The 24,481-nt window shown below is 45.2% G+C and carries 26 protein-coding genes, 6 tRNA genes and 1 pseudogene; all 33 read right to left on the bottom strand.

The features are described 5' to 3' along the window. Positions 1 to 10 precede the first annotated feature (10 nt). The 33 genes and pseudogenes from G4D54_06465 to G4D54_06305 all read right to left on the bottom strand — a co-directional run bounded on the left by G4D54_06465 (position 11) and on the right by G4D54_06305 (position 24,345). On the bottom strand, positions 11 to 883 hold the full coding sequence (locus G4D54_06465; GenBank protein QJA02090.1) for a hypothetical protein: 873 nt from the start codon (positions 881 to 883) through the stop codon (positions 11 to 13). 154 nt (positions 884 to 1,037) lie between these two features. Beyond that, positions 1,038 to 1,328, bottom strand: coding sequence for a hypothetical protein (locus G4D54_06460; GenBank protein ID QJA02089.1), 291 nt, complete (start codon positions 1,326 to 1,328; stop codon positions 1,038 to 1,040). Further along, complete coding sequence (locus G4D54_06455; protein QJA02088.1) at positions 1,318 to 2,304, bottom strand: hypothetical protein; 987 nt, start codon at positions 2,302 to 2,304, stop codon at positions 1,318 to 1,320. The genes G4D54_06460 and G4D54_06455 overlap by 11 nt, the downstream gene beginning before the upstream one ends. A gap of 63 nt (positions 2,305 to 2,367) precedes the next feature. Continuing rightward, complete coding sequence (locus tag G4D54_06450; protein ID QJA02087.1) at positions 2,368 to 2,526, bottom strand: hypothetical protein; 159 nt, start codon at positions 2,524 to 2,526, stop codon at positions 2,368 to 2,370. Continuing rightward, on the bottom strand, positions 2,526 to 2,804 hold the full coding sequence (locus G4D54_06445; protein ID QJA02086.1) for a hypothetical protein: 279 nt from the start codon (positions 2,802 to 2,804) through the stop codon (positions 2,526 to 2,528). Before G4D54_06445 ends, G4D54_06450 begins: the two co-directional genes overlap by 1 nt. A 1,142-nt stretch (positions 2,805 to 3,946) precedes the next feature. After that, on the bottom strand, positions 3,947 to 4,930 hold the full coding sequence (locus G4D54_06440) for a hypothetical protein (protein QJA02085.1): 984 nt from the start codon (positions 4,928 to 4,930) through the stop codon (positions 3,947 to 3,949). Beyond that, positions 4,927 to 5,184, bottom strand: coding sequence for a hypothetical protein (locus G4D54_06435; GenBank protein QJA02084.1), 258 nt, complete (start codon positions 5,182 to 5,184; stop codon positions 4,927 to 4,929). The genes G4D54_06440 and G4D54_06435 overlap by 4 nt, the downstream gene beginning before the upstream one ends. Positions 5,185 to 5,197: 13 nt before the next feature. Next, a complete protein-coding gene (locus tag G4D54_06430; protein QJA02083.1) occupies positions 5,198 to 5,431 on the bottom strand; it encodes a hypothetical protein in 234 nt (77 codons plus the stop codon). 248 nt (positions 5,432 to 5,679) lie between these two features. Then, positions 5,680 to 6,141 carry a single-stranded DNA-binding protein gene (ssb, locus tag G4D54_06425; GenBank protein ID QJA02082.1) on the bottom strand — a complete coding sequence of 154 codons (462 nt, stop codon included), beginning with the start codon at positions 6,139 to 6,141 and terminating at the stop codon, positions 5,680 to 5,682. Positions 6,142 to 6,158: 17 nt separating this feature from the next. Beyond that, positions 6,159 to 6,392, bottom strand: a complete 234-nt coding sequence (locus G4D54_06420; protein QJA02081.1) for a hypothetical protein — start codon at positions 6,390 to 6,392, stop codon at positions 6,159 to 6,161. Continuing rightward, the gene (locus G4D54_06415; GenBank protein ID QJA02080.1) at positions 6,385 to 7,254 is read right to left on the bottom strand and encodes a hypothetical protein; all 870 of its coding nucleotides are present in this window, start codon (positions 7,252 to 7,254) and stop codon (positions 6,385 to 6,387) included. The genes G4D54_06420 and G4D54_06415 overlap by 8 nt, the downstream gene beginning before the upstream one ends. Before the next feature lie 339 nt (positions 7,255 to 7,593). Further along, positions 7,594 to 7,944 (bottom strand): hypothetical protein, encoded by a 351-nt coding sequence (locus G4D54_06410; GenBank protein QJA02079.1) that lies wholly within the window; start codon positions 7,942 to 7,944, stop codon positions 7,594 to 7,596. Positions 7,945 to 7,963: 19 nt separating this feature from the next. Continuing rightward, entirely contained in the window at positions 7,964 to 9,100 is a 1,137-nt protein-coding gene (locus G4D54_06405; protein ID QJA02078.1) for a hypothetical protein, read from the bottom strand. A gap of 349 nt (positions 9,101 to 9,449) precedes the next feature. Next, positions 9,450 to 10,082, bottom strand: coding sequence for a hypothetical protein (locus G4D54_06400; GenBank protein QJA02077.1), 633 nt, complete (start codon positions 10,080 to 10,082; stop codon positions 9,450 to 9,452). A gap of 55 nt (positions 10,083 to 10,137) precedes the next feature. Beyond that, a complete protein-coding gene (locus G4D54_06395; protein ID QJA02076.1) occupies positions 10,138 to 11,217 on the bottom strand; it encodes a peptidoglycan DD-metalloendopeptidase family protein in 1,080 nt (359 codons plus the stop codon). Further along, the gene (locus tag G4D54_06390; GenBank protein QJA02075.1) at positions 11,217 to 11,495 is read right to left on the bottom strand and encodes a helix-turn-helix transcriptional regulator; all 279 of its coding nucleotides are present in this window, start codon (positions 11,493 to 11,495) and stop codon (positions 11,217 to 11,219) included. Before G4D54_06390 ends, G4D54_06395 begins: the two co-directional genes overlap by 1 nt. 53 nt (positions 11,496 to 11,548) lie before the next feature. Further along, a complete protein-coding gene (locus G4D54_06385; GenBank protein ID QJA02074.1) occupies positions 11,549 to 12,247 on the bottom strand; it encodes a ParB N-terminal domain-containing protein in 699 nt (232 codons plus the stop codon). Continuing rightward, complete coding sequence (locus G4D54_06380; GenBank protein ID QJA02073.1) at positions 12,240 to 13,082, bottom strand: AAA family ATPase; 843 nt, start codon at positions 13,080 to 13,082, stop codon at positions 12,240 to 12,242. Before G4D54_06380 ends, G4D54_06385 begins: the two co-directional genes overlap by 8 nt. A 59-nt stretch (positions 13,083 to 13,141) precedes the next feature. Then, entirely contained in the window at positions 13,142 to 13,411 is a 270-nt protein-coding gene (locus tag G4D54_06375) for a cold shock domain-containing protein (GenBank protein ID QJA02072.1), read from the bottom strand. A gap of 570 nt (positions 13,412 to 13,981) precedes the next feature. Then, positions 13,982 to 14,055, bottom strand: a tRNA-Gly gene (locus G4D54_06370). Positions 14,056 to 14,065: 10 nt separating this feature from the next. Then, a tRNA-Lys gene (locus tag G4D54_06365) sits at positions 14,066 to 14,141 on the bottom strand. Between the two features lie 20 nt (positions 14,142 to 14,161). Next, positions 14,162 to 14,237: transfer RNA gene (locus G4D54_06360), tRNA-Gln, on the bottom strand. Between the two features lie 8 nt (positions 14,238 to 14,245). Continuing rightward, positions 14,246 to 14,329: transfer RNA gene (locus G4D54_06355), tRNA-Tyr, on the bottom strand. A gap of 17 nt (positions 14,330 to 14,346) precedes the next feature. Continuing rightward, a tRNA-Thr gene (locus tag G4D54_06350) sits at positions 14,347 to 14,422 on the bottom strand. Positions 14,423 to 14,431: 9 nt separating this feature from the next. Then, positions 14,432 to 14,507 (bottom strand) — tRNA-Val (locus tag G4D54_06345). A 223-nt stretch (positions 14,508 to 14,730) separates the two neighbouring features. Then, positions 14,731 to 15,015 carry a hypothetical protein gene (locus tag G4D54_06340; GenBank protein QJA02071.1) on the bottom strand — a complete coding sequence of 95 codons (285 nt, stop codon included), beginning with the start codon at positions 15,013 to 15,015 and terminating at the stop codon, positions 14,731 to 14,733. A 119-nt stretch (positions 15,016 to 15,134) separates the two neighbouring features. Further along, a complete protein-coding gene (locus G4D54_06335; protein ID QJA02070.1) occupies positions 15,135 to 15,569 on the bottom strand; it encodes a helix-turn-helix transcriptional regulator in 435 nt (144 codons plus the stop codon). A 43-nt stretch (positions 15,570 to 15,612) separates the two neighbouring features. Beyond that, positions 15,613 to 16,826 (bottom strand): annotated as a pseudogene (locus G4D54_06330) (redoxin domain-containing protein). 9 nt (positions 16,827 to 16,835) lie between these two features. After that, positions 16,836 to 17,153 (bottom strand): thioredoxin, encoded by a 318-nt coding sequence (gene trxA, locus G4D54_06325; protein ID QJA02069.1) that lies wholly within the window; start codon positions 17,151 to 17,153, stop codon positions 16,836 to 16,838. 134 nt (positions 17,154 to 17,287) lie between these two features. Then, complete coding sequence (locus G4D54_06320) at positions 17,288 to 18,616, bottom strand: FAD-dependent oxidoreductase (GenBank protein QJA02068.1); 1,329 nt, start codon at positions 18,614 to 18,616, stop codon at positions 17,288 to 17,290. A 529-nt stretch (positions 18,617 to 19,145) separates the two neighbouring features. Continuing rightward, the gene (locus G4D54_06315) at positions 19,146 to 19,730 is read right to left on the bottom strand and encodes a uracil-DNA glycosylase (protein ID QJA02067.1); all 585 of its coding nucleotides are present in this window, start codon (positions 19,728 to 19,730) and stop codon (positions 19,146 to 19,148) included. A gap of 8 nt (positions 19,731 to 19,738) precedes the next feature. Then, complete coding sequence (locus G4D54_06310) at positions 19,739 to 21,163, bottom strand: deoxyguanosinetriphosphate triphosphohydrolase (GenBank protein QJA02066.1); 1,425 nt, start codon at positions 21,161 to 21,163, stop codon at positions 19,739 to 19,741. A gap of 578 nt (positions 21,164 to 21,741) precedes the next feature. After that, a complete protein-coding gene (locus G4D54_06305) occupies positions 21,742 to 24,345 on the bottom strand; it encodes a GTP-binding protein (protein ID QJA02065.1) in 2,604 nt (867 codons plus the stop codon). Positions 24,346 to 24,481: the final 136 nt, after the last annotated feature.

Below are 24,481 nucleotides of genomic sequence, written 5' to 3'. Positions count from 1 at the left end.
TTCTTTCTATCTATCGCTGTGCTTTCCTATACCCAGCTGCCTGTGCTTTTTCCTCACTATGGAATATGATCAGGTTTTTGGAATCTTCCATCTCATCGTATGCTTGTTGATTGGGGCAGTGATAGATCTTTGATTTCTTATTTCCACGTATCTCCATCTTGAAGTCTTTATCATTTGTTTCATTTCCTGAAGCTTTTTCCAAATGACTATTTCCGGTAGCATAGTCGATCGTGATGCCTGGTTGAATATTGTATACGAAGACATTGAATTCGATTCCTTTTCCATGGTCTTCCACTGACTGTGCTTCCATCTGTACACCGGAAGCTACGAGGTTTTTGCCTTCAAATATCGGTGTGACCTGATACAATACATGGTTGTTCGTGTCCTGAACGTAATCGGCGACCATATCTTCAAATGGCAACATGCCTTCCACATTCATGTACCGTGTACCGGTTATCAGATTCCTTTCATTGGCATTTTCACCGGACAGCTGGAATCCGATCAGATGGCAGCGGTTATAAAGATATTTCCCATCCACCAGGTCATCATATCGCACAGTGTGCCATCCGGAGGGCTTGATCATACCGATAGAGCCTCTTTTTTCTCTTGGCATCAGATCTTTTCCGATGTTCGCTATCGCCGGTCCACATCGTCCCAATTCATCCAGTTCACTGTACCTCTCAAAGGATGTTTCAGACTTTTCCTCATCAGAAAATGCCGGAACATTGTTGTTCAGCTCTACATATGGAGTGCCGGAATAAGCAGGGACCTTAGAGATGTCTTTTATCGACTGGTTCTGCGCATCCCTTTCGACAGGCTGTGTACAGCCTGTCATTGAAAGAGTAAGTAAGGATGCCAATAACAATTTGATGAATAGCTTCATAAATATCTCCTTCATTTCACTACCTGGCAATTTGCCAGGTAACACACGTTTCTGTGTCTCATCATTTCAACATGGCAACTTGCCAGGTAATAGAGGAAGCCCTATGTCATCTAAATTTTACTACGTTGAGTCGTATTACACAAGCCTAGCCTGTTTATCTGCCATCTGAAACATTTCTGTCTTTTTCAGTCTTTGCTTTCCTTGCTTTGCGATATAGAAGAAAAGCGATTCCAAGAAAGATGATGATCAGAAGGAATAGGGAAGCAAGACGGACACTGTCATATAGGAACTGCAGGATAACGATAGCGAGAAGGACAAGGACGATGACACCGACCGTTATCCATAAAAGATGTCGTAATAGTTTCTTGGTGTAAGATAGTCCATGAAATCCGCAGATGCGCTCCTGATCTTTTTTCATGAATTTTTCTAAAACATTAGGATCCATAAGACAATCCCTTTTCTTTCTCTAGTTCTGTAACTAATATCCGTTCCAGCTGGATGTCTGCTTCATCATGCATCCATCGCATGTCCTCTATATCCAAAGCAGGGCGGGAAGGAAATGTGGGGTCCAGCGCAGCTCGTTTGCCCCATAACTCTAGCGTCAGATCATCTTTATCGAAGGTATCCTCCAAGCTGTCTTCATCCAGGTCATGAGCAGCTAATTGCTTGTTCCAACGATCGTTCAGGATATCGCTGATCTGTTCTTTTTGGACATATTCGTGATAGCGGGATAGGACAGGCTCCATATCTTCCTTCGTGTATACGTTCAGATCAGAAACTGTGACACCTTCGATTCCTATCGTTTTCAGGAGCTCAGTGCCGCTTCCTCTTGCTATCGGAAGGCCATCATATAAGAGGACCTGAAGATGGGTGCCATCTTCCTGGATCTCTTCTGTCAGCGCATAGCCTTTATGTGAACGTATGTACGCCTCCAATAGTCCTTCCTGTACTTTCTTCGGCATCTCCTTATGCTGGAGAATGTTGACCAGATCCGTTGCGATCTTTCGTGCCTGCGCAAGGGAATAGACAAGTCCCGGCAGCAACTTATGCCCGAGCAGTTGAAGTGCGTCGTCCTTTTCGTCATAGAGATCCATAGCTTCGTCCTGAAGCCGAACTGTTATGCTTTTCATTTCCTTTGGATCCTGTATTCTATATTCGACCAGATTCTTATGCCAGCCCTTACGCTGTATATCCGGTTCATCATCGATCAACAGCATCACTTTTAGACCTTCACTCTTGGTGAGATTATATGCTTCTCTGAGATCTGATAAAGATAGAAAGCAAACACCATATAAAGATTCTTTTCGCAGTCTGTCTACGACCTCGTCACTGACGCAGCGTAGATAATAGTCTTTGACTCCCGGATACTTTCGTTCACAGTTCGTATTGATATATTCTTTTCTGCTTTTTAAGTCATTCATAGCTTTTGAACACCTCCTTTTCTATCTACCTGGCAATTTGCCAGGTAGATACAATATCCTTTGTTATGTTAAATCCTTATCGTATCCTTCATGTGTTATCTCACGATCTTCGCTCATGGTTTTGTACCCGAACATGCTGTCAGCTTCATCACTCGCTCTGCAAAGAGCATAGGACAATATGATGAAGAGGGAAACGATCATCCCTACAAAAAACATCAGCATTATGCTGCCTCCTCCCGTGAAGATACTTCTACTCTTTTGTAGTTTTTCGATATAAAGTGTTCTCTACGCACATCTATTCCGGCATCCAAAAGATTATCACTGCCTTCCGCATCCGGATATAAAAATGCGTCGATCGTCAGTTGGAGCGGTTCCTCTAATTCCAGCTTGCCTCCGGTTTCCTGTAAGCACTGTCTACAAAGGAGCTTCCCGGTAATCGTATCATAGTCATATATCCATTTCTTACAACGACAACATTGCTCTTTATACTTGTGTTTCATATGTTTCCTCCCAAAGACCATCGACTGGTCATTTGCTGTTTTCCTGTAAGGTTTCCAACTTGATGAACAAAAGCTGTTCATATCGATTTCTAAAGCATGTGCAAGCTGAATGACGCCGGATAGGGAAGGATCTTTGATCCTATGCTTTTCAATACACGTTCGCGCAGGTCTTCAAAAGATGATACCACTATCCTTTCACCTCTTGTCTCGATAAGATCGTTTCGAATCGATCAAGCATCCAGAAAAATGCCAAGAAGATCAGTACAGAAATATTTACTATGATGTTCATATACACTCTAAACAAGACCATCATGGAACCCACAAGAATAAGATATTCAGCCATTTCGATAAAAGGGACATCCACTTTTTTATCATAAAGCCACATTACATCATAAAAAGCAACGATGATTCCTATCAGAAGTCCTGTGACTATACCGATCGGAATAAATACGAAGCCGCATAGGATATCGGCGAGGGCTGTATAACGTTTTTGAGATCCCTGGTAGGCGAGATTCCTTCTGCTCCCTTTTCTTCTATCATTTCTATATCGTTATGACTGCTCCCGCTTTTGGGGTACTTGTGAGTATCCAGATACTCTATCATAAGTTTTGATAGAAGCATGAAAGCGATAGCTTGGCAAAGTAAGCAAACGATGTTTAGGAGCCGCAGCTTACCAGCTCCTTCCATAGCATACATGACGATTTTGAGAAAGATGAAGAGGGAGCAAGGTACGATGGATACTATGACGCATAATACTAAGGCTGCGCATACTGCTAGAGCTATGCATGCTGCCAGAAAATAGAAATGAGCGAGGACCGGCCTCATCCTTCTTTTGAATGCCTCCATTTTTTTTACACCTTCCGTTCTTCCTTACAGTTTGGATCGATTACCTGGCAACTTGCCAGGTGATGTCTTACTTTATCACGATCTGCCATTTTGCATGATACAGCGCTTGGATATGCCTAGGCAGACCATAGAACCAAGTCTTGTCGACGGTTACGATATTCCCGTTCTCCTTGTTTCTCAGTACTAGATATTTCTTTTTCTTCATTCGATGATTTCCAAGATCACAGTGTGTGGAGCGTCAGAGTTCTTATAGTGCCGGCTACACATTTCTTCCACACTCAACAGATCATCACGTTTCATTGTGACCCTAACCTCCTTTCCAATCGTCTTCTATCGTCTTCATGGTTCATCCCGTCTTCCTTCCCATATGTCTGCCAGAGCAGTTCCAGCTCCTGTCGTTCAAGTTTCTTCTCCTCAAGCAGTCTCTGTGCGATCAGGGCTACCAGATCCCAGTGCCCATACAGGACCTGTGTACAGTGCTTACGGCAGTCTTCATACAGCGTATAGCGCTCCTGTCGCGGCACCTGCTGCAGGAGTTCGAAACACCGGTTATGGTCATCAACTGAGGATAGCTCGGAATAGACCATCTTCTGTGCAAGCATCCCATATCTTCTCGCTGCGATATCTCCGGCGAGTAACCTGCACAGTATCACGCGCAGAGGCAGCTCTTGATTCTCATAGCGGCAATATCCTCCCACCGGACCATCCTTCCCCTGCAGGAGGACGATCTCCATCGGTATCACGCCATCGTTCATCGACATGATGGCATGTCCGACTTCATGGATGGCGATGATATCGATATCTTCCTCTGTTAGGATCGCGACTGTTTTGCGGTATGTCCGCATCCTTCCCTCATCGCAGACGCAAAAGAGTGCATGTAGTATGAGAAACACCAGATACAGCAGGGAACGCAGGATATCCGCGCCCTGATAGAGGTAGTCGAAAAAGATGGTCACATTCATATAGAAGAGGAGGAACGGGAAGCCCACCCCTTTCTGAATCAAGTAGCGTACCGGCACGATGAACAACAGGACCGTCCGGCACAACAACAGGATCTCCTTCTCATCAGGGAGCGTTCCGAGCAAGCCGCAAAGTGTATAGACGCATGCGAATGTCTGGGACATCGTCAATACCACTTCGGCCAGTATGGAAAGGGAGGTCTTCAGGATACAGAACAGATGATGCGGCGTCATATGCCGGATATAGGTCCCCGCCTCATTCTTCCACAGGAGGAATCCGATGAGGAGGAAGTACATGATCGTGACGACCACGTACGTCATTCGCTGATGACCTCCAGGATCACCGTTCTCGATCCGAAAGGCTTCGAGCGATTTTGACTGATCGACCCATCTTCATTGATGTAATCATCATCCTTTACTGTGACCCTGACTTCCTTTCTGATCTTCTCTCTGCAGTAGTCCGCAATCGCTTTCTTTCCAAAACGCACATATGCCTGATAAGCGATGATGGTATTGTTGTAATTCTGTAAAGTAAGCAACTGTATCTGTGGTAAGTAATCTTCTAAAGTTTCCATGATTTCGTCCTCCTCATGTTTTATTTGTCTTTTCTTTGGAATTCTGTCCGACTCGATATGCACAAACACCTAATACGATGCCGGCTGCAATGAGACAGGGGATACTGATATAATTCAGTTCTCCCTGCAACATAACGATCAGTAACAGTTCTGATATACCGGCAAGATAGATCCAGAATGTATTGTATAGACAATCTTCTTCTGTATCTGCAGTCAATTTTGCTTTTAGGTATTTATTCTTCCTCATGTTCATTCTCTCTCTTTCTTCTATTCTCTTTTCCCAACAGGAAACAAAGGAATGCTGAGATATTTATGATCAGGAATAGGATCATTTTTCTTATGTCTTCCATTCCTCTGTCTCCTTACGATATTTCTTTCTCAGTTTGTAAAAGGTCCCTATATTGGAGATGTAAGGGTTCTTCGTCATATCGACTAGCTTCCACACTTCCACAACGCTCTCTTTTTGTGTTATCATCCGTATCGCTACTTTTTGTGTCAGAACGGTAGATCATCATCTGCGATATCCAGAGTGTCGTTGCTTGTGAAGTCGCCGGAGAAGCTCTGATATGTGTTGCTCGTCTGTTCGCTGCTTTGTGGTATCTCCTGTTCCGGGACATAGGCACTGTTCGTACCTCCCGCATTCCTACTATCCAGGAAGCACACATTATCTGCGACCACCTCTGTTACATATACGCATTTGCCGTCTTTGTCATCATAGTTTCGCGTTTGGATACGGCCCTCTACACCTACCAGAGAGCCCTTGTGCGTATACTTTGCGACACTGTTTGCGGTCTTGTTCCAGACGACGGTGTTGATAAAATCCGCTTCTGGCTGTCCCTCCTGTTTGAAAAGCCGGTTGCATGCTACAGTAAAAGACACGACCGATGCGCCATTCGCTGTCTTCCGCAATACGGGGTCCTTCGTCAATCGTCCGACTAATACTACTCTGTTGATCATGATATCTTCTCTCCTTCCTACGATTTCCTGTTTTCTTCTTTATCAGATCCTGCTCGTCGTAAGCATTCCTCGATCGATGTTTCCCATGCGTCATCGAACAGATCCCGTACGATATGATAGGCTTCTTCTACACCCAAATGATGGATCCATTTCATCATTTGGATATGTTGCCTCAACCCGTCACATCCGCGGTACAGATAGATCCGCATATGCATTCTTTTCGGGAAGCTCCTCCTACCAGCCTCAGTCATGGGATGCCTCCTCATCTGGATCTGGCTCAGCATGACATAATTTTTTATAACCTATATGCAGACCTTCCAGATATCTTGCGATATGGGGATCCGGGCGCATCCCGCATTCTGTCCGTAGCCATCGCTCATTCTGATCATGACGATAGGGTAGGTCTTCATCCAGCTCGATCCTCAGAAGGAATTCCTCATGATATGAAGACTCTTGCGCATACTGTAGATATCGTTCATATTCTATCAGGGAGATCGGTCCCTCTTCATCTACCTTTCGGTATTGCTGCCGGTAATGCTCTATGATGTCATCATGTGCAGCATCGCCGCTCCAGATCATACTTTTGATCGGACTATCTGTCAGATATCCGGCAAATTCAGCTTCCGTCATATTTGTCCAGTCATCCTTGCTCCTCATACTCTGGGGAAGGCTGAATACCGTACAGAAGTCATCATTGAAGATGAAGAGCCGATGCTTCAGGAAGACATATTCCAGCGTTTCATCCTCTTCTCCGACATGGCTCAGCGTAAAGGTTGTAGCTTCCTGTCTGATAAAGTCAGCTTCGAAGGACGATTCCAAGCTTTCTTCGATCTCCTTTTTTTGAAAATCCTTCCATGCCAGGACAATCGTGTCATGCAGCAGCTTACCTATCTCCCCATGTCGATGTGCTACTTCCTCATCCGTGATACAACGCCTTCCATTTTCTAATACACATTCAAATTCTGCTTCGAAGTTATAGAGCAGGGTATTCTCTTCGATCGGAAGCTCCATGTCTGCCCATCTATCGAGATATTCCATCATGCTCTTCTGCAGGGATCCATCTGCGATCCGCTCATAGAATTCTTCCTTGTTTTTGAAATGAAACGTCATCATACTTTATGTCCTCCTTACATATTACTTTTATCGTAAAGCTATGTACCTTACACTTTCTACGTACCGCGATGGGCCGGAGCAGTCAAGGAACGGAACGTAGGGTGGAGATTTTCCGATAGGAAAATACGACCCGATCATTGACGGTGTAGGTACATGCGGTATTCCATAGCTACATGGCAACTTGCCATGTAGCCGCCGGCGCTCATGCCGGCAGAGTCTTTTGACTCAGCTTTTTGTATTTGTTAGGCCAGCTGAAGGTCGTTTTTGTCCTTTTCCCAGCAGAGGTCAGGCTGAGAGAGGAAAATAAAACACCGCATGAGAAGCAGTGTTACAGCATATCTATTCATTTGTTTTATTGTAGAATACAGAAAGATCGTCACAGCGGATCTGTTCGAATCGTTTTTCCAGTTCTTTCAGCCATCCTGTGGGATATGCCACATCTGGTGCTATATCTCTGCAGTATTTGAACAACAGATAGTGGCAGATATCCTCGTCTGTTCCATATACCTGGATCCCACGCGGATTCTCAAGCACCCTGTATCGTTCACTTTGTTTTAGAATATATTCCCTGTCGTCATCTCCATGTCCGATACAGTATTCATGACCTTCCTCACTGATTTCGATGATGACTCTTTGCAAAGTGGATGTCAGATCATCCCGTAATAGGAATAATTGTTTCGATTGTGTCATGTATTCTTTCCTCCTCATCCTACAATGCCTTTATATCGGAAAAGAATAGATCCAGCAGGCATTGGATACTGCGATCTAATTCATAGACGTTCTGGTGATAATAGTCCAGCTGATGTTCATTCCCTGTCTCATCATGGAAGAATCCGTTACGAAACCTGGTCCTGTATTTGTGAAAGATCGACAAGACCTGTTTATAAGCCCGGCTATGCTCTGTCCGTCCGCCTTTCGCTTCATTGTAGTGTGTGAATACGATATCCTCTGCGCAGAACTTCTTCAATAGATAATTCGTCGTATATTCGATGGTCTGCTTTGCGAAATTCAATGCAGCAATGCGTCTGCGTACATAGCGATGATACTCCGGCTTGCTTTCTGTCTTATGGAGCCGTTTTCCTTTTTTGACATGATCTGTCTTACCGCACACTCGCAATACTGCGTCCAGGAACTTTTGACGCAGCTTCCAAATGAATTCATCCCACAGATTACGGCCGCTCTGCATGTCTTTTCCGTAAACGAAGTTTTGCAGGGAATTGCTGAAGACAGCCTTCGATGGAATACGGTTACCATCTTTATCCAGTCGATAGTCACCGGCTCTATATTTCAACACCTTGTATCTTTCCGGGCAATCCGCACTTGCGAATCTTCCGCTCCTGCTGTCGAACCAGCCATCCTTCTTGTAGACCATCCATTGTGTCCTGGCGATATAGATCCTGTCTATCATGGTTATTCTAGCATAAGTACCGCATCCCATGGTGATGTTTTCAACGAAATAAGGAATCGGCTGTTTCAGACCACACAGCTGCAGGACATACTGGCGTATGAAACGTTTTTGTTCCTCGATGGTCTGAAGCTTCTTCGGATACAGGATGGTGATGGAGACCGCATAGCGGGTATTGCGTTTTTTTGAGCAATAGAAATCCATGAAATCCATATAGGCTTCACAGAAGGCGTCCTTTTGCATGGGAAGTTCCATGTTGAAGAAAAAAGGAGTATCCTCTATATACTTCAGAAAAGCATCCCTGTTCAAAGGTTCAAAGTGGATATACACTCCTTTGGAATATCCATCTACGAAGAGTTCATCAGATACGAAATCGAAGCGATAGTTCTTCGTCTTATAACACTTGATGAGATCATCGCATATCATCTGGTCGAGTTCCATGCACACATTCATTCCTTTCAAAATAATAGTAGATTATTGGAGATTCCCATTTGAGAGGGCCTCTTATCTATACACAAGCTCGTGCGCGACTTGTTTATATAGATGTTTGTTTGAAATTAAAATCATCTGATTTTCTTATTTTCAGCCGTTTTGACGGTCTTTTTATACTACATTAGTATTTCCTTTATAGATGAGAAAAGCCTCTCAGTGAGGCTTTTCTGTGGCGATAAGGTGAGGGGATAGCAAGAGTCTCATATAGAAATGGTGCTATGTTAATATACACAGATCTTGATAAGCAACGGAACCACTTCTTTCACTCTATATATTGATAGTAATCAAAATGTCTTATTCAATATAGACCATCAGACAGAGTGCTGTCTTCATATATGTTCGTGATGATATATCTATCATCTTGTTTTGTGACCTCCATACGACACAGATATCGTTCTTGATCGCTGAAATCTCCTCGTGTGATGCGCTGCGTGTAGATCACAGAGACTTCGTAGTTTCCTTCATCTTTCCATCGGTAACTATATTGCGTATCTGTGATCCTTGTCTCGGTGATGGAGTCCTTGTCGACCTTTTCAGCCTGTTCTTTTGCAGCTTCCAGTTCCTCTTTACTCATCTCCGGTGACAGTTTCTTATACATGCTGTCACTCAGTATATCTTTAACTTTATCCAGCCGTTCATAATAGATGTCTGTAGAGCTGCCGGTCTTTACCGCTTTGATATATCTTACAGCAGATGCTGCATATGCTGAGGCTTCCGATACGTTCTGTCCGCATGCCGTCTGATTCGTTTTTTCAATGTTCTGACCCTTTTGTGGTGTTTCTTTCTGCTGTTTATTTTCAGAGGATGTTTTTTGTTTCACTCTTGTTGGTTCCGGTACAATTTCATCCTTCGATGCTTGGCCGGCACCATACCCAAACCCGCCTGCCATCCCCAGACAGAATAACGCTAAGATTACATAGTTTTTCTTCATGCTCTGATCTCCTCCAATATTTTTTCTCGTCCACTAGCCTGCAGGTCGTTCTATTTCATTTTTTGAATTTCATGAGTTTTACCGGATCTAACAGGCCATCCTTGGTAGCAATACGTGCGGTTCCTTTGTGGATCTCGATATGCAGATGCGAAGCGGTACTGTTGCCGCTATGTCCCTGTTCACCAATCTTCTGTCCTTTTTTTACCTTCTGACCTTTTGTGACCATGGTCCTTTTCATATGGCATAAGAAGATATAGTATTGTTCCTTCTTATAGGAGACTTTCAGCATTACATAATTTCCACCACCGATATAACCACCATTATATGGACAAGTATTTCCCAGATAGCCATTATCCGGCGGACAGACATTCGATACCTCGTAGACCGTACCCGATGCCGGTGCATAGATATTGGATCCATATCCTCCGTCGATATCTGTTCCATAGTGATAATCTCCGAGACTTCGCGGTCCAACACCACTGGTCAGTGTATAGCTTTTCATCGGCACTAAGAAAGCATCCTTGCCTTCCAGTTTGCTATCGACGTTCTCATAGTATCCCATGACCTTATTGACATAGTTCGGATCTCCGTAGACTGACCATCCCATCTTGGCTGCCATCATTGCAGAGAATTCTTTCGCGTTCTCTAATGTCCATTTCCCACCTTTGTTCGCATCGACCCATTCGATATAACCACTTCCGAAGTTATAACCGGCCAAAGCTACTTTTATCCGTTCGATATCCTTTCCGGATGTCACTCCGGCCTTTTTCAATACAGAGTGCAGCTCCTGTATCCCACAATCGATAGAATATTTAGGGTCACGGATACCGTTCGGTATCTTAGGGTATTTCTTATTAAAAGGACCCTCTGCAGCTTGCATAGGATCCAGACCTTCGCCATGAGATTCCACTTCCATTACACAAAGGATCAATTCGACATGATCCTGCATATCATAGACCTCTGCTCTTTTTGTCACATAGGCGCGATATTTCTCTACTTTTTCGCTCAATAGGGAAGAGGTCAGGTCGGTATTAGCTGTATCTCCACCACTGCCGATACCAACTGCCGCGAACATCATGACCGCGAGTAGAAAGATGATCCCTACGAAAGCGACTTTCTTTGATGAGCCAGACATCAGGAGATATCATCCTTCCTGATACATTCTTCAAAATCCATGATAGGTACATTCAATACTTTGCACATCCGTATCAACGTAGAAAGCTGGATGCTCCTTTTACCTTTTAGCACTTCCAGGATATAAGGGAATGGCTCATCCAGCTTTCTGGCGAATTCTTCTTTTGATAACTGTTTCTCCCATAGGATCTGTTTCAGTTTGGGAGCCAGTTTTTCGTTCGTTATTCCTTTTTGCGGTATTGGTCCTTTTTTCTTCTTCCTTTTCTTTTGAATCGTCATCCGCTTCCTCCTTTCTTTAAGTAGGTAGATCTCTGCTCTTGCATATCGTTCGTTTACGGGGTTTCGATCCCCAATAATTCGAGAATGCGCGCAAGGTCACATTCATTCTTTATTTTTATACTGATCTGTTTATCAGTTATCTTTACCGGAAGCTTGAGTACATCATTCATCGAATTTTGTATATCCTCATATCGGGAAGGCTGTTCTTGCTTATTCTTCTTGTCTGGACGCTCTTCCAGCATATGGAGATAATCCTGGACAGAGCGCGCACTGAATCCGGTATCCATAGCTATCCAGTCTCTTTTCAACATACCGGCAGGGATGAGGCCATCTGCTTTTGTTTGCTGGAAGTCTATCAAAGATTCCTTGACGATCCTCATCTTCAGTTCTTTAGACAGACTTTCACGATTCGCATTTCCTCTGCGGACGAATCTTTTGATCTCACGCATCGTGAGCTCCTGCGTCTTGATGATGGCGGGGACCTCTTCCCAGCGTTCATCACCATTCTCATAATTCAGACACATCGCACGATAGCGCCGCTCTCCACTCAATATCATATAACGACCATCTGCTTTTCGATATAGCGTGATAGGGTGAAGAAGCCCGCATTCACTTATATTCCGGGCGAGCTCTTCGATCTCCTGCATTGGATACATATTATATTCGCAGGCATCTATATCATAAATGAATATCCGCTTATAACGCATATCCTTTGAGGTATCATTCAGCATTTCTCCTATAACATCAGTCATGCAGCATCACCTCCAATTCTCCAAGGAAATCACGGTAATCATCTGCGATAGATGTCTGTGGGAGATCCAGCACTGTCTTTCTTTCTCTGACGGCTTTTTCTACCGGTTTACTTTGATCACGAATCATCGTCTGGAATACCTTGTTTCCGAACGCTGAGCGGATCTCTGCAATATTTTCACGATACTCGATATTATCCTTTCGTTTGACGATCAGGATCCTGTAATCGATTTCCAGATCCTCATATAGATCTTTCAGGGCATTGATCTCATTGAGTGTCAGTGCTAAACCCTGCATGGAATCATCTGCAGGACTGACAGGAATGATGACCAAAGGCTCTGTGTAAAGTACGTTCACAGAAACAAGGGATTTAACAGGGGAGCAGTCGAAGATCATGTAATCATAATCATTCTTGATAAAATTTGTAGCTCTCTTTAACTTATTTTCCCGTGTACCATCACTGAGGCGAAGCTTTGTATCAGCCAGGTAGAGCGTCAGATCGCTTGGGATGATATCCAGATTTTCGTATGATGTATGCTGGATACACGTGCTCACGGCCTTAGGACTTTCAAATATCGTCGATATCGTCGTACCATGGTCTTGGTTCATGTAACGGCTGATAAAAGCTTGTTCCTTATTTTCTGCGGAACTGTTTTCATAATATTCCGGATCCCGTTTCAATTTCTTGTCAATAAAAGATTTGGAACAATTGGCTTGGCCATCTGCATCAGCAAGTAATATACGGATACCTTTTTTTGCAAGTCCGACAGCCAGGTGTTTTGCGGTGGTCGTTTTCCCGTCTCCGCCTTTGATGTTATAGATCGCGATCGTTTTCATAATAGTTTTTTCCTCCGTGCGGTTTCTTCCGCTATCTTCTTCTGATCTTCTTTTATTTCTCAAGCAGCCAGATCATCGCGATGATCTGCTATATAAGTGAAATCTTTTTCATATTTTACCCGATGAGCTGATTTGCCCTTTTCTGTATCAAGTTCCTCATAGACCACGCGTTGCCCTCTATAGAGTCTCTTGAAGCCGGGTTCCTTTATGTTCGTGTAATGTACCATACTGGAAACACCACCGTCAGACAATAGGAAACCATAGCCTCTTTCATCGCTGAACCAGACACAGGTACCATGGACACATCGGTCTTCATCTTCATGCGGCATTTGCAATCCTCCTTTCCGTATTGTATCTACAAAGCCATATCTTGACTTGTTGGTACAAGAAAACTGCCGAAAGCAAAAAAGTCTCAGCAGTTCTATGTAACAACGAGTCAAAGACCCGTTTATAAAACTATAAAAGTCAAAACACCGATATCTTTCGTATCCCTCGGCATGGGCAGCACTAAACAGCTATCGCTAGCATTCATTGGAATCACACCAACCCCTCCACGGGGCATTTTGATTATAAGTATCATTATACGAAGGTCATGGCGAACCGGCTTTCGAGACCGCTTTTTCTGCCTGATAGGTATCGCTCTTGCATTATGGAATCCATGAGAGGAAGGATAATGCCGTCGTGGCGTATCATCAGATGTCGCTCACTTCTTGTTTTAGTACTCGCTATTCTATTTTCAAAGATCATACACAACGGTGGAGGAAAAGAAAAAAGGATGTATAAGGAGAAATATTCCTTACACATCCCGTGTATATATCAAACGAACTCGCTTCCGAATTTCGTAAGATTTAATAAAAATGCCCAGAGCCATTGGCTCTGAGCAGAAATCTTACTCATAATGGAGCGGGTGATGAGAATCGAACTCACGTAGTCAGCTTGGAAGGCTGAAGTTCTACCATTGAACTACACCCGCAACAGATAAATGGTGACCCGTGGGCGATTCGAACGCCCGACCCTCTGATTAAAAGTCAGATGCTCTACCAACTGAGCTAACGGGTCATTTATATGTTGAATTTAATTGGCTGGGGCAACTGGGATCGAACCAGTGGAATGCCAGAGTCAAAGTCTGGTGCCTTACCGCTTGGCTATGCCCCAATAAAAGATGGTGGGGAGGGGCAGATTCGAACTGCCGAACCAAAAGGAACTGAGTTACAGTCAGCCGCGTTTAGCCACTTCGCTACCTCCCCGAATCTTTTTTAAAAGATGGTGCCGACTATAGGAATTGAACCCACAACCTACTGATTACAAGTCAGTTGCTCTACCAATTGAGCTAAGTCGGCACATTTTTATGGTGGAGGCTGAGGGACTCGAACCCCCGACCCTCTGCTTGTAAGGCAGACGCTCTCCCAGCTGAGCTAAGCCTCCACGTTTTTTTGAACTTCTTTTTTCGCGCCGTTCTCATCAGCGCTCATATATAATACCATTAGACTTTTTTTATGTCAACAACTTTTTTGAATTTTTTTGATTTTTTTTATCCAACGAAATCGAACCCCTTTAAACCCTTTAAAACAAGGCCTTTTAATCAAATACTCCAAAAGAAAAGGATGCTCTGTCATCTATTTTAAAGCCCGAAATAAACCGACCATCCCTATGCATTTACCTTCACATAATCATTTACATCCGTGACAAATATAGAAACCTCCTCATGAAACGGAAATCCGTGTTCTGTGCCCTTCCAGTCAGCTTCCGGATCGAGAATTGATAAAATTCTGTCACAATCCTGCTCATTCACCCCCAGCAGCAAAACGGTCTGTCCATATTGCAGAAAATCACCTGTACTTCCAACCTCTGTCGCCATAAATGCATGCTCTTTGAGCTTTTCCGAAATATCGGCAGCATACTCATCTCCTGCAATAATAAACATCAATTTCATGAAAGACTCACCTCAGCTACTATCATATCATATTTTTCATATACTTTATCGTTAATCTTTTCAAATTCCAGGAATGCATACAAAAAAGATACAGCCAGCCCGTGCCAGCTGTACCCGCTTCACCCCTCAACCGGTTTCGCAATCAGGTCCTCTTTTCGTATGACCTTTCCGCACTCCCTACATACATACTGTATATCAACAGCCCCCCCGCAATCCTTATGCTTCAGACACTTATAGCTCTTATGCAGATGCCTGTCCCCCCAGATCATCATCGCATTATAAATATCATCCAGATCCCTGCTCTTATCCGTAAGCTCATACTGATAGCGCGGCGGATGCTCCTGATACAGGCTGCAGCTGAGAAGCTCATCCTCGCACAAGGACTTTAATCGGCTGGACAGCAGATTTGTCGGTATTCCCTCCAGCCCCTCCTGCAAATCCTTATATGTGCGTCTCCCCTCACGTACTGCATGCAAAATGAGCAGTGTCCATCTGTCACCGATCAGATTGAGTGTCTGTGCGATATTGCAATGCATATCATACTGTTTTTTCATACCATCACCTTATATAACCCTTTCCATATATACCATCAATTCCTTATTTTTTTCCTGACAATGTCTGCTGTATCATATTCTCCATCATATCCGGCGTCAGCTGTCCCTTGATATAGCCAAACGGCTTCCCGTTCTTATCAATCATAAACGTCGTCGGCATACTTGTTATCTGAAAATAATAATACATGGAGCCATCATCAAACAAAACCGGCATGGAATATGCATGCTCATCAAGGAATGCCCGAATTCCTTCCGCAGATTTCTCCTGACCGCCGGGATTCACCACCGTCAAAACAGCTACCTCATCACTATTCCTATACTTCTCATACAGCTCCTGAATATGCGGAAGCTCACGTTGACACGGCGGGCACCAGGTTGCCCAGAAATTCAGAAAAATAACCTTTCCCCGGTAATCGCCAAGGGATACCTGTTTTCCGTTTTGATCCGTCAGAACAAAATCCAGCTGTTCCGCCGAGGTCTGTGCATCCGGAGTATCCGCAGCCTCCTCTTCCTGCTCTGGTGTGGCCGTATCCGTATCCTTTTTGGCAGTTGCCTTATCCGAGGTACTCATGTACGAGCTGATGGTATTCATTTTACCGGTAAACATCATCAAACCGATTGCAATTAAGATAACAGCCCCCAGCTTGACAGCAATATTCATGATATTCTTATGATTGGAAATCCAGTGCAGTACCTTTCCGGTAAACAATCCCAATATCAGGAAGGGAATTGTAAACCCCAGTGCGTATACAATCATCAGGAAGGTGGACACCCAAAGACTGCCGGAGGATGACGCCAGCAGCAAAATGGAAGACAGCGCAGGTCCGATACAAGGTGTCCAGTAAAGCCCATCAGAAAGGCAATAACTGCATTCACACTTCCTTTTTTCTGAAACGGCAGCTTCCATGTGCGCTCCAGACTTTTGAATTTCCAGATTCCCAGCTGATGCAGGCCAAGAAGCACAATCAGGATACCCCCGATTCGTACGAAATACACCATGTGATCCTTGAAAAAGCTGCTCAGCACATGTACGGAAATATTCATCAGCAGTATCGCGGTAAAAATTCCGATGACAAAGCTGACCGTCAGCAGGAAAATTCTGCGCTGCGAATGCGGCTGCTCTTGATCCTGCCCTGCCAGATACCCCATATAGACAGGCAGCAGCGGCAATACACAGGGTGATAAAAAGGATAATAAGCCCTCCAGAAAGACCAGTAGAAAGCTGATATGGCTTAATACGTCGTTGGGATTCAGCATTCTATTCTCCTATCTGTTTAACATTTCTTTCAATTTCGGATACGGCTGATAGCCCAGGCGCTTTTCAGTCTGTACGCCGTTTTTGAATACGATCAGCGTTGGAATGGACTGTACCCCGTAGCGCATAGCCAGTGCCTGCTCCTGATCGACATCCACCTTTAAAATTTTCGCCTTTCCTTCTAACTCATCTGCCAGCTTTTCGATTTCCGGTGCCAGCATCTTACATGGCCCGCACCAGGTAGCGAAGAAGTCCACCAGTACCAGTTCCTCCTTTTGAATCAGTTCGTTAAATTCCGCTTCCTTTGCATGTATTACATTTGACATCATGTTTTCCTCCTTTATTTTATGTTGTTTACAAGATAGACAGGGCTGCATCATGAGAATTCCTAACCATAGAAGAAAGCTACAGCTTCCTGACACGCCTCCTGCCTCATTTCTTTCGAATGCTTTAAACCGCTTTATCAGCTGAATAAATCATTCAGGGCCTCGCTCATCGTCGGATGTGTAAAGATGTGATTTCCGACCTCCTGGTACGTCAGCCTCTGATTCATAGCCAGCTGTACAAAATTGATAACCTCCTCAGATTCTGCGCAAAACAGTACACAGCCTAGAATCTGATCTGTTTTTGTATCAATAACCGCCTTTAAAAGACCATCGGGCTGTGAAATGACATTCGCTCGTGGAATTGCTGCGGCTGGCATGGAAACCGTTTTTACGGCATAGCCCTGTTCCCGTGCCTCCTGTTCGCTCAGTCCCACACGGGAGAAGGTTGGTGAAATAAATACGGAATAAGCGATATGACCGCGATTTTTTGTAGTTCGCTGCTTGTTTCCGAAGAGATGATCCTTCACAATGCGATAGTCATCCAGAGAAATGTAGGTAAACTGCAATCCACCCTTTACATCACCCATCGCATATATATGAGGCACACTGGTTTGCAGATACTCATTCACGATGACATTGCCGCGCTGATCCAGCTTTACTCCGGTGTTCTCCAGATGGAGCTGCTTTGTATTGGCACTTCTTCCGGCCGCCAGCAGGACTGCATCCACTGTAAGCTTCTGCTGTATACCATGCGCATCATCATACGTAATCACAACCTGTTCCCCTTCATTGGCAAACTCCTTTACACTGCTTTCAAATACGAAGCCTACCCCCTGCTTCTCCAGCACCTTCTGAATCTCATCCGCAACATCCTGATCCTCACGCTTTACCAGACGGCTTCCATGCTCAAATACAGTGACTGTGCTTCCATAGCGTGCATACATACTGGAAAACTCCAGACCGATGTAGCCGCCGCCGATAATGGCCAGCTTTGCAGGAAGACTGCGTTCCTTCATCATTTCCGCACTTGTGTAAATATGCCGTGCCTCGTGTATCCCCTTTATATTGGGAATGTTTGAAACAGAACCAGTATTGAGGAAGATATAGTCTCCATAGAGGGTTTCATCCACACCTGCCCCCTGTACATGTACCTCGTGGTCACTGACAAAGGAAGCCTTTGCCGTGATGACATCGACCAGCTCCAGAGAATCCAGCTTGTCAAAATTTTTCTTTCGCAGCTTCTCGATGAGTGCTTCCTTGCGCTCTACCGCCTGCCCATAGGACTGCTTATCTGCCTGTATGATTAGGGACTTTGAGGGAATGCAGCCTTCGTTGATGCAGGTACCTCCATACATCTGATTTGATTTTTCAATCATTGCCACCCGTTTTCCCTGTTTTGCCATATATCCAGCAAGGGTCTTTCCACCCTTTCCAAAGCCGATGATAATTGCGTCGTAAGATTTCATAAATACCTCCTGCAGCATGTGTTTCCCTGCTTTACATCCATACTATACCATAGCAACTTTATTTTTTAAAGTGATTTGCATAAAGAAAGTAAACTTTTTTCCTGTTTATGGAAAATAACACAGAAATCTGCTTACCCCTGCCGGATGTGCAAACAAACAGGCACAGCAGGTTCCTTACTTAATGCACCATAGCAATCATCTATACCGTCTGATAGATACAGCTCTTTTATTTTCTGCAATGGCTGCTTTCAGCGCCTGTATGCCTTCCCACATCACCGGAAGCTGCTGGTCCTTAGGTTTACTTTTTCACGAATAAAAGGGAGCACCCGCATGCTGCTTTGTGCAACAAGCAAACGGCACTCCTTATTCTAAGCCCTACTGCTGTATAACATACCTGTGCAGGACTGCTCATGATAATACAGAAAGCCTTACATCCATGCAGTATGCCCATTGTATGGCATCCTGCTTCCTGCAATTCTTAATTGTCTTTCCGATAGAATATGGTGATATCCAACAGGAAATCCTGCCTTCAAAGCTGCAAAGCCCTATGTATCAGCCTTCGGATATGCAATAGGCGATCCGCTTCGAACTGCGGATGCTCCTTCATCCAGCGTACATTGAGTGGAGATGGATGCGGCAGCACCAGAGTCGGCTTTCCACGCAGCTGCTGATCGTGAAATACGAGCTCCTCAAAGCTTCGTTCAGGAAACAGCTCCCTTGCGGCCATTGCCCCGATGATGATATACAGCTGATTATCCACCGCGTCAAGCTCACGCATAAGCCAGGTTCTGGCACAGATTCTGGGAGGCTTTTTATCTCCCTGTTTCCCCTTTCCCGGATAGCAGTGTCCCATGGAAGCGATATAGAAGTTATGCTCATCATAAAACTGTGCATCATCGATTTGATACCATTCCCTGCGCAGCTTTTTCCCACTGGCGTCATGGAAGGGCAGACCACTGTTATGTACATGAATAGAGGGTGCCTGTGAAATCTGCATGATGTTTGCATCCTGCGCCCCCTGAAAAATCGCACGCGGCTCATGGTCAAATTTTCCTTCACAGAGCCGGCAGGCGCATAGCTCCCTTTTCAGCTGTTCAAAGATTTCCTGCTTCATAGCATCACCTAGATTCCTTTCAGCTCCTGATACAGACGGATTGCATAGCTGTCTGTCATGCCGGACACAAAATCCGCTCCCAGCAGTAAACGCAGATACAGCCGTTCGCCATCCTCCTTATCCTGTGCAGTATACTGGTAGGTATTCAGGTAGTTTCCGGAAAGCAGATCAATGTATTTTTCCTGTATTTCACTCATGTTCAAGCCGCTGTCATAGGGCAGCAGTGCATCCATGAAGCGATCCAGCAGAAAGGTGATGATTTCATTCCCCATCAGCTCGAGCTTTAATATTGCGGCATCATTATAAACTCTGTCAAAGGCGAATTGCTTCAGACTTCGGATCAGCTGTCCCTCCTTGCTTACCGCAAGCAGCTCCTGATCAAATTCCCCGTTCATAATCGCATCATAATGCTTCAAAAATGCATCAGACACACCGGAAATACTGAACAGCTGTTTCTTTGTCAGCCATGTGAAAACTGCGTGCTGATAAGGATCGAAGCCCTTCTCACTCGTTTTCTTCAGCTGGCGTCCTTCCTCCAGCCCCTGCCGCAGCAGCTCCGCTCCCCGCTCATCCTGCGCTTCCACGATTACATCTAGCAGCTGTTCATAGGAATACAGACCTTTTTTATAGCCATCCTCCAAATCCGCAAAGGTATAAGCCAGATCGTCTGCCGCCTCCAGTATAAAGCACAGCGGATTCCGGCAGCCCGTTGTACCGGTATTCTGTTTGATTTCCAGAAACTGATCCGTTTCACTCTGATAGTAACCGACCTTTTTTCTGAGCAGACTGCGCTTTGATTTTTCCTTTGTATCCTCTGCCAGCTTTTCCAGAGAGTTCACCGGGTACTTGATAATCGTATCCATAACACTGCTGGTCAGATGCATACCGCTTCGTCCTGTGAGACGGTGCAGCTTTGTGATTATACGCAGCGCCTGGGCATTGCCCTCATAATACAGAAGGTCTGCCTGCTGCTGCTCATCCAGCCATGCCTGTAAAGGCCGTTGCTTGAATTGTAACAGGGATAGATTTTTCTCAAACCAGTTGCGAATTGCACTTTCTCCAAAATGACCGAAGGGCGGATTGCCAATATCATGCAGAAGACCTGCACAGTTGAGAATTTCAATAACCTTCAAGGAATCCGGCTGATCCCCGGCAGGTGCCAGCTGCTGATCAAGCACCTGTATGCATACCTGCTTGCCAATCAGCTTTGCGATGGAGGATACCTCCAGAGAATGCGTCAGTCTTGTGCGCACAAAATCACTGTTGTCAAGCGGGAATACCTGTGTCTTATCCTGCAGTCTGCGAAAGGATGCACTGCGGATGATCCGATGATAGTCACTTTCAATTTCACTGCGGTATTTCCCTGCATTTGCGGATGTTTTCTGCGGAATCCGTGTTTCGCTTGTTATGCTATTCCATGATAGTCGGTGCATGGTCTTACCTCCTTTTAGGCCGGCACACCCAAACACAGGTACTCTGAATAACGCCTGTATCAGGATAAGCTGCCGCCATATGCTCTTGTCCTTTTTTCTATTTTATCACACTCTGCATCCTTTTACCCCTGTCATACAAAGAAAAAACACAGGACTGCTGTGTATACCGTTTTTCAAAAGCTTTCTATTCCGGCACACAGAAATGAAGCCGCTGTAGAATCATAGCGGGTATTTGCTTTTCAGAAACCAAGCGCATACCATGGTTTTGATGTCCTGCACAAAGAGAAATTTAAGCAGTCTGCATGCCGGCACAATAGGGTCTGTTTTGATTCCATGGCATTTTCATTTATATGCTCTGCAGCATGAGGGTCTCTTTTTCGTTTTGTTCAGCCCTGTTTCCTTCTACAGCGGATAGGCTTGTGAGTACATGATGGATATGAAAAAACACCGGTAGAAAGGCGATACATTGCAGTACCATCCCTTACAGCGATGTATTTTCTATATCAAAACCTGCACAGATCTTCTGCAGAAGGAACCTTTGACGCTTCCATCATACCATGTTTTCCGGTGCTTTTGTTTTATGATTTCATTTCCTCATCAGCATCCTCAATCCGGTATTCCCGCAGTTTTTTCAGCGGCTCCGCACCGCCGCGCAGCTGCTTCCGCTCAAATTCCTTTACCGAGGTGTTCTTCATGCGCAATACCTCGGCATACAGCTGGCGGGATGACATACGGGATGCCCCCTGTCCGCTGGCAATCAGCTGTTCCATACCGTCAGAGGTTGCCACAGTTACACGGAATTCACTCGCAAGCTGATGCGTTGCCTGTTCAATATACATATCGGCTGTCTGCGCCTGTTTTGTATACACAACATGAATCGTTCCCTCTTTATGAGAGGAGCCGATACCTGCTTTTACCTTATAGGCATCAAAGACAAGAATCAATTCACAGCCGCGATACCCCTGATAGCTGCACATGATGTCGATCAATCGATGCCGTGCCGCATCCAGATGCTCTTTTGCCATGGCTTTCAGCTCTTCCCAGTCGTGAATCACATTATATCCGTCCACCAGCAGGCATTCCGGGAGCGGCTGATAGCAAATGTTCTGTTTTTCCAAATCTATAATATTCGAGGCGGGTTTCGTTTTCTGCGGTGGTCTTCGCTTGATCGGACCGTATGTACGGATAAAGATTTCCTCCAGCTCCTTTTCATCCACAGGCTTTGCCGTATAGCTCTGATAGCTTTCCCTTTTCAGCTGCATACGGCCCCAGTCACTCTGCATATGCATATGCTGCTTCACTTCATTCCAAGGCACATAATAGCCCGCTCCATGAGAACAGAAGATGGAACCACACGGATGATCCATGTCTGCATCACAGTCATATGCCACTTCCTTCAGCACATCCTCCTCATCTGCGCACGCCTCATAGCCCTTCAGTGTACAGAACAGGCGTCCCTTCCCCTTGGTATAGGCATATACCTCCTGTGGATAGCTCTGCAGCTTCCGTACCGGTGCACTGCCGCTGATGACACTCATCTCCCCACTGTCCTCCTGCAGGGTAAAGGTACCGTGAAAGCGCTCGATGTCAAATACCGCACGGCTGACGCAGGAAGGGGGAATGCGAAGGGTAAATTCATAGTAAGGCTCCAGCAGTATGCTTTCTGCACTGCGCAGTCCATGCCGCAATGCCCGATAGGTTGCCTGCCGGAAATCTCCACCCTCGGTATGCTTTTGATGGGCACGGCCACAAAGCAGGGTGATTTTCATATCGGTAATGGGAGACCCGCTCAAAACGCCGACATGCTCCGTTTCCTGCAAATGACTCAGAATAAGACGCTGCCAGTGACGGTCCAGCACCTCATCCTTACAGTCACTTTCAAAGAGCAGACCGCTTCCTCTCGGCAGGGGCTCCAAAAGAAGATGCACCTCTGCATAATGACGCAGCGGCTCATAATGGCCAATCCCCTCAACTGTGTTCAATATCGTTTCCTTATATACAACACTGCCCTCATCAAAGTCCACTGCGGTATGATAACGCTCCTGTATGGTATGCTTTAATACCTCGGTCTGAATATCCCCCATCAGCCGTACATGCAGCTCTTTCAAATGAGTATCATAGCTTACATGCAGCTGTGGATCCTCCTCCGCCAGCTGGCGCAGCTGCTTCAGCATGACAAAGGGATCACAGCCCGTTGGAAGCTGCACACGATAATTCATAAACGAGGTAAGCTGAACCTCCTGCCGACTCCTTTCAAAGCCAAGACCATCTCCTGCATGAAAATCGGTCAATCCCTTTACTGCACATACACAGCCGCTGCATGCCTCCTCGCAAAGCTGATAACGGGTTCCGGAGTACAGACGAATCTGATCGACCTTTTCATCCTCCGCAAGCTTCGTTTTTACCTTGAGACTGCCGCCGGTGATTTTCATATGCGTCAGACGGTTTCCATTCTCATCCCGACTGATTTTAAATATCCGGGCACCAAATGCTTCCGGATATGCCGGAGCCTTTGTACAGGAGTTTAACATATCAAGAAATTCCTGAATTCCTTCCATTTTCAGTGCAGAGCCGAAGCAGCAGGGAAAGATGGTTCGCTGCGCAACCGCATCCGCCAGCTGCTCATCGGTAATTCCTCCTGTTTCCATATAGCTTTCCAGCAATTCATCACTGCACATGGCCAGCTGCTCCTGACATGCTTCATCCTGCAGGGTAACATCCACACAATGCTCATCCAGATGCCGTTTCAAATCCTCCATGATCTGTGTGCGCTCTGTATGGCTGACATCCATCTTATTCACAAATACGAGTGCAGGAACATGATAGTGCTGCAACAGCTTCCAGATCGTTTCCGTATGGGACTGTATGCCATCCAGTGCATTGATGATCACCACTGCATAGTCCAGCACCTGAAGCACCCGCTCCATTTCTGCGGAAAAATCCACATGTCCCGGTGTATCCAGCAGGGTAATGCGTGTATCCTTCCAGTCAAAGATTGCCTGCTTGGCATAAATCGTGATACCGCGATCCTTTTCCTGTGCATCATAATCCAGAAAGGCATTTCCATGGTCCACCCGTCCCAGCTGACGAATACTCCCGGACACATACAGCAGACTTTCCGACAGCGTTGTTTTGCCGGCATCCACATGTGCCAGCATTCCGATATTTATATTGTTCATCATTTCACTTCTTTCATAGTATCCAGCGTAAAGCATCACGTATTGTTGTTCTTTCTGAGCTGCTCTTTTCATTATAAGAGTTCTGAGGAAAAAAGAAAAGAATTTTGTCAGCTTCCTAATCGATGGGGCGTTATCCGTT

The organism is [Clostridium] innocuum (assembly GCA_012317185.1).
Classification (GTDB): Bacteria; Bacillota_I; Bacilli_A; order Erysipelotrichales; family Erysipelotrichaceae; genus Clostridium_AQ; species Clostridium_AQ innocuum.
The sequence above is the reverse complement of the archived record's forward strand: the minus strand, read 5'-3'. Positions and strand labels throughout refer to the sequence as shown.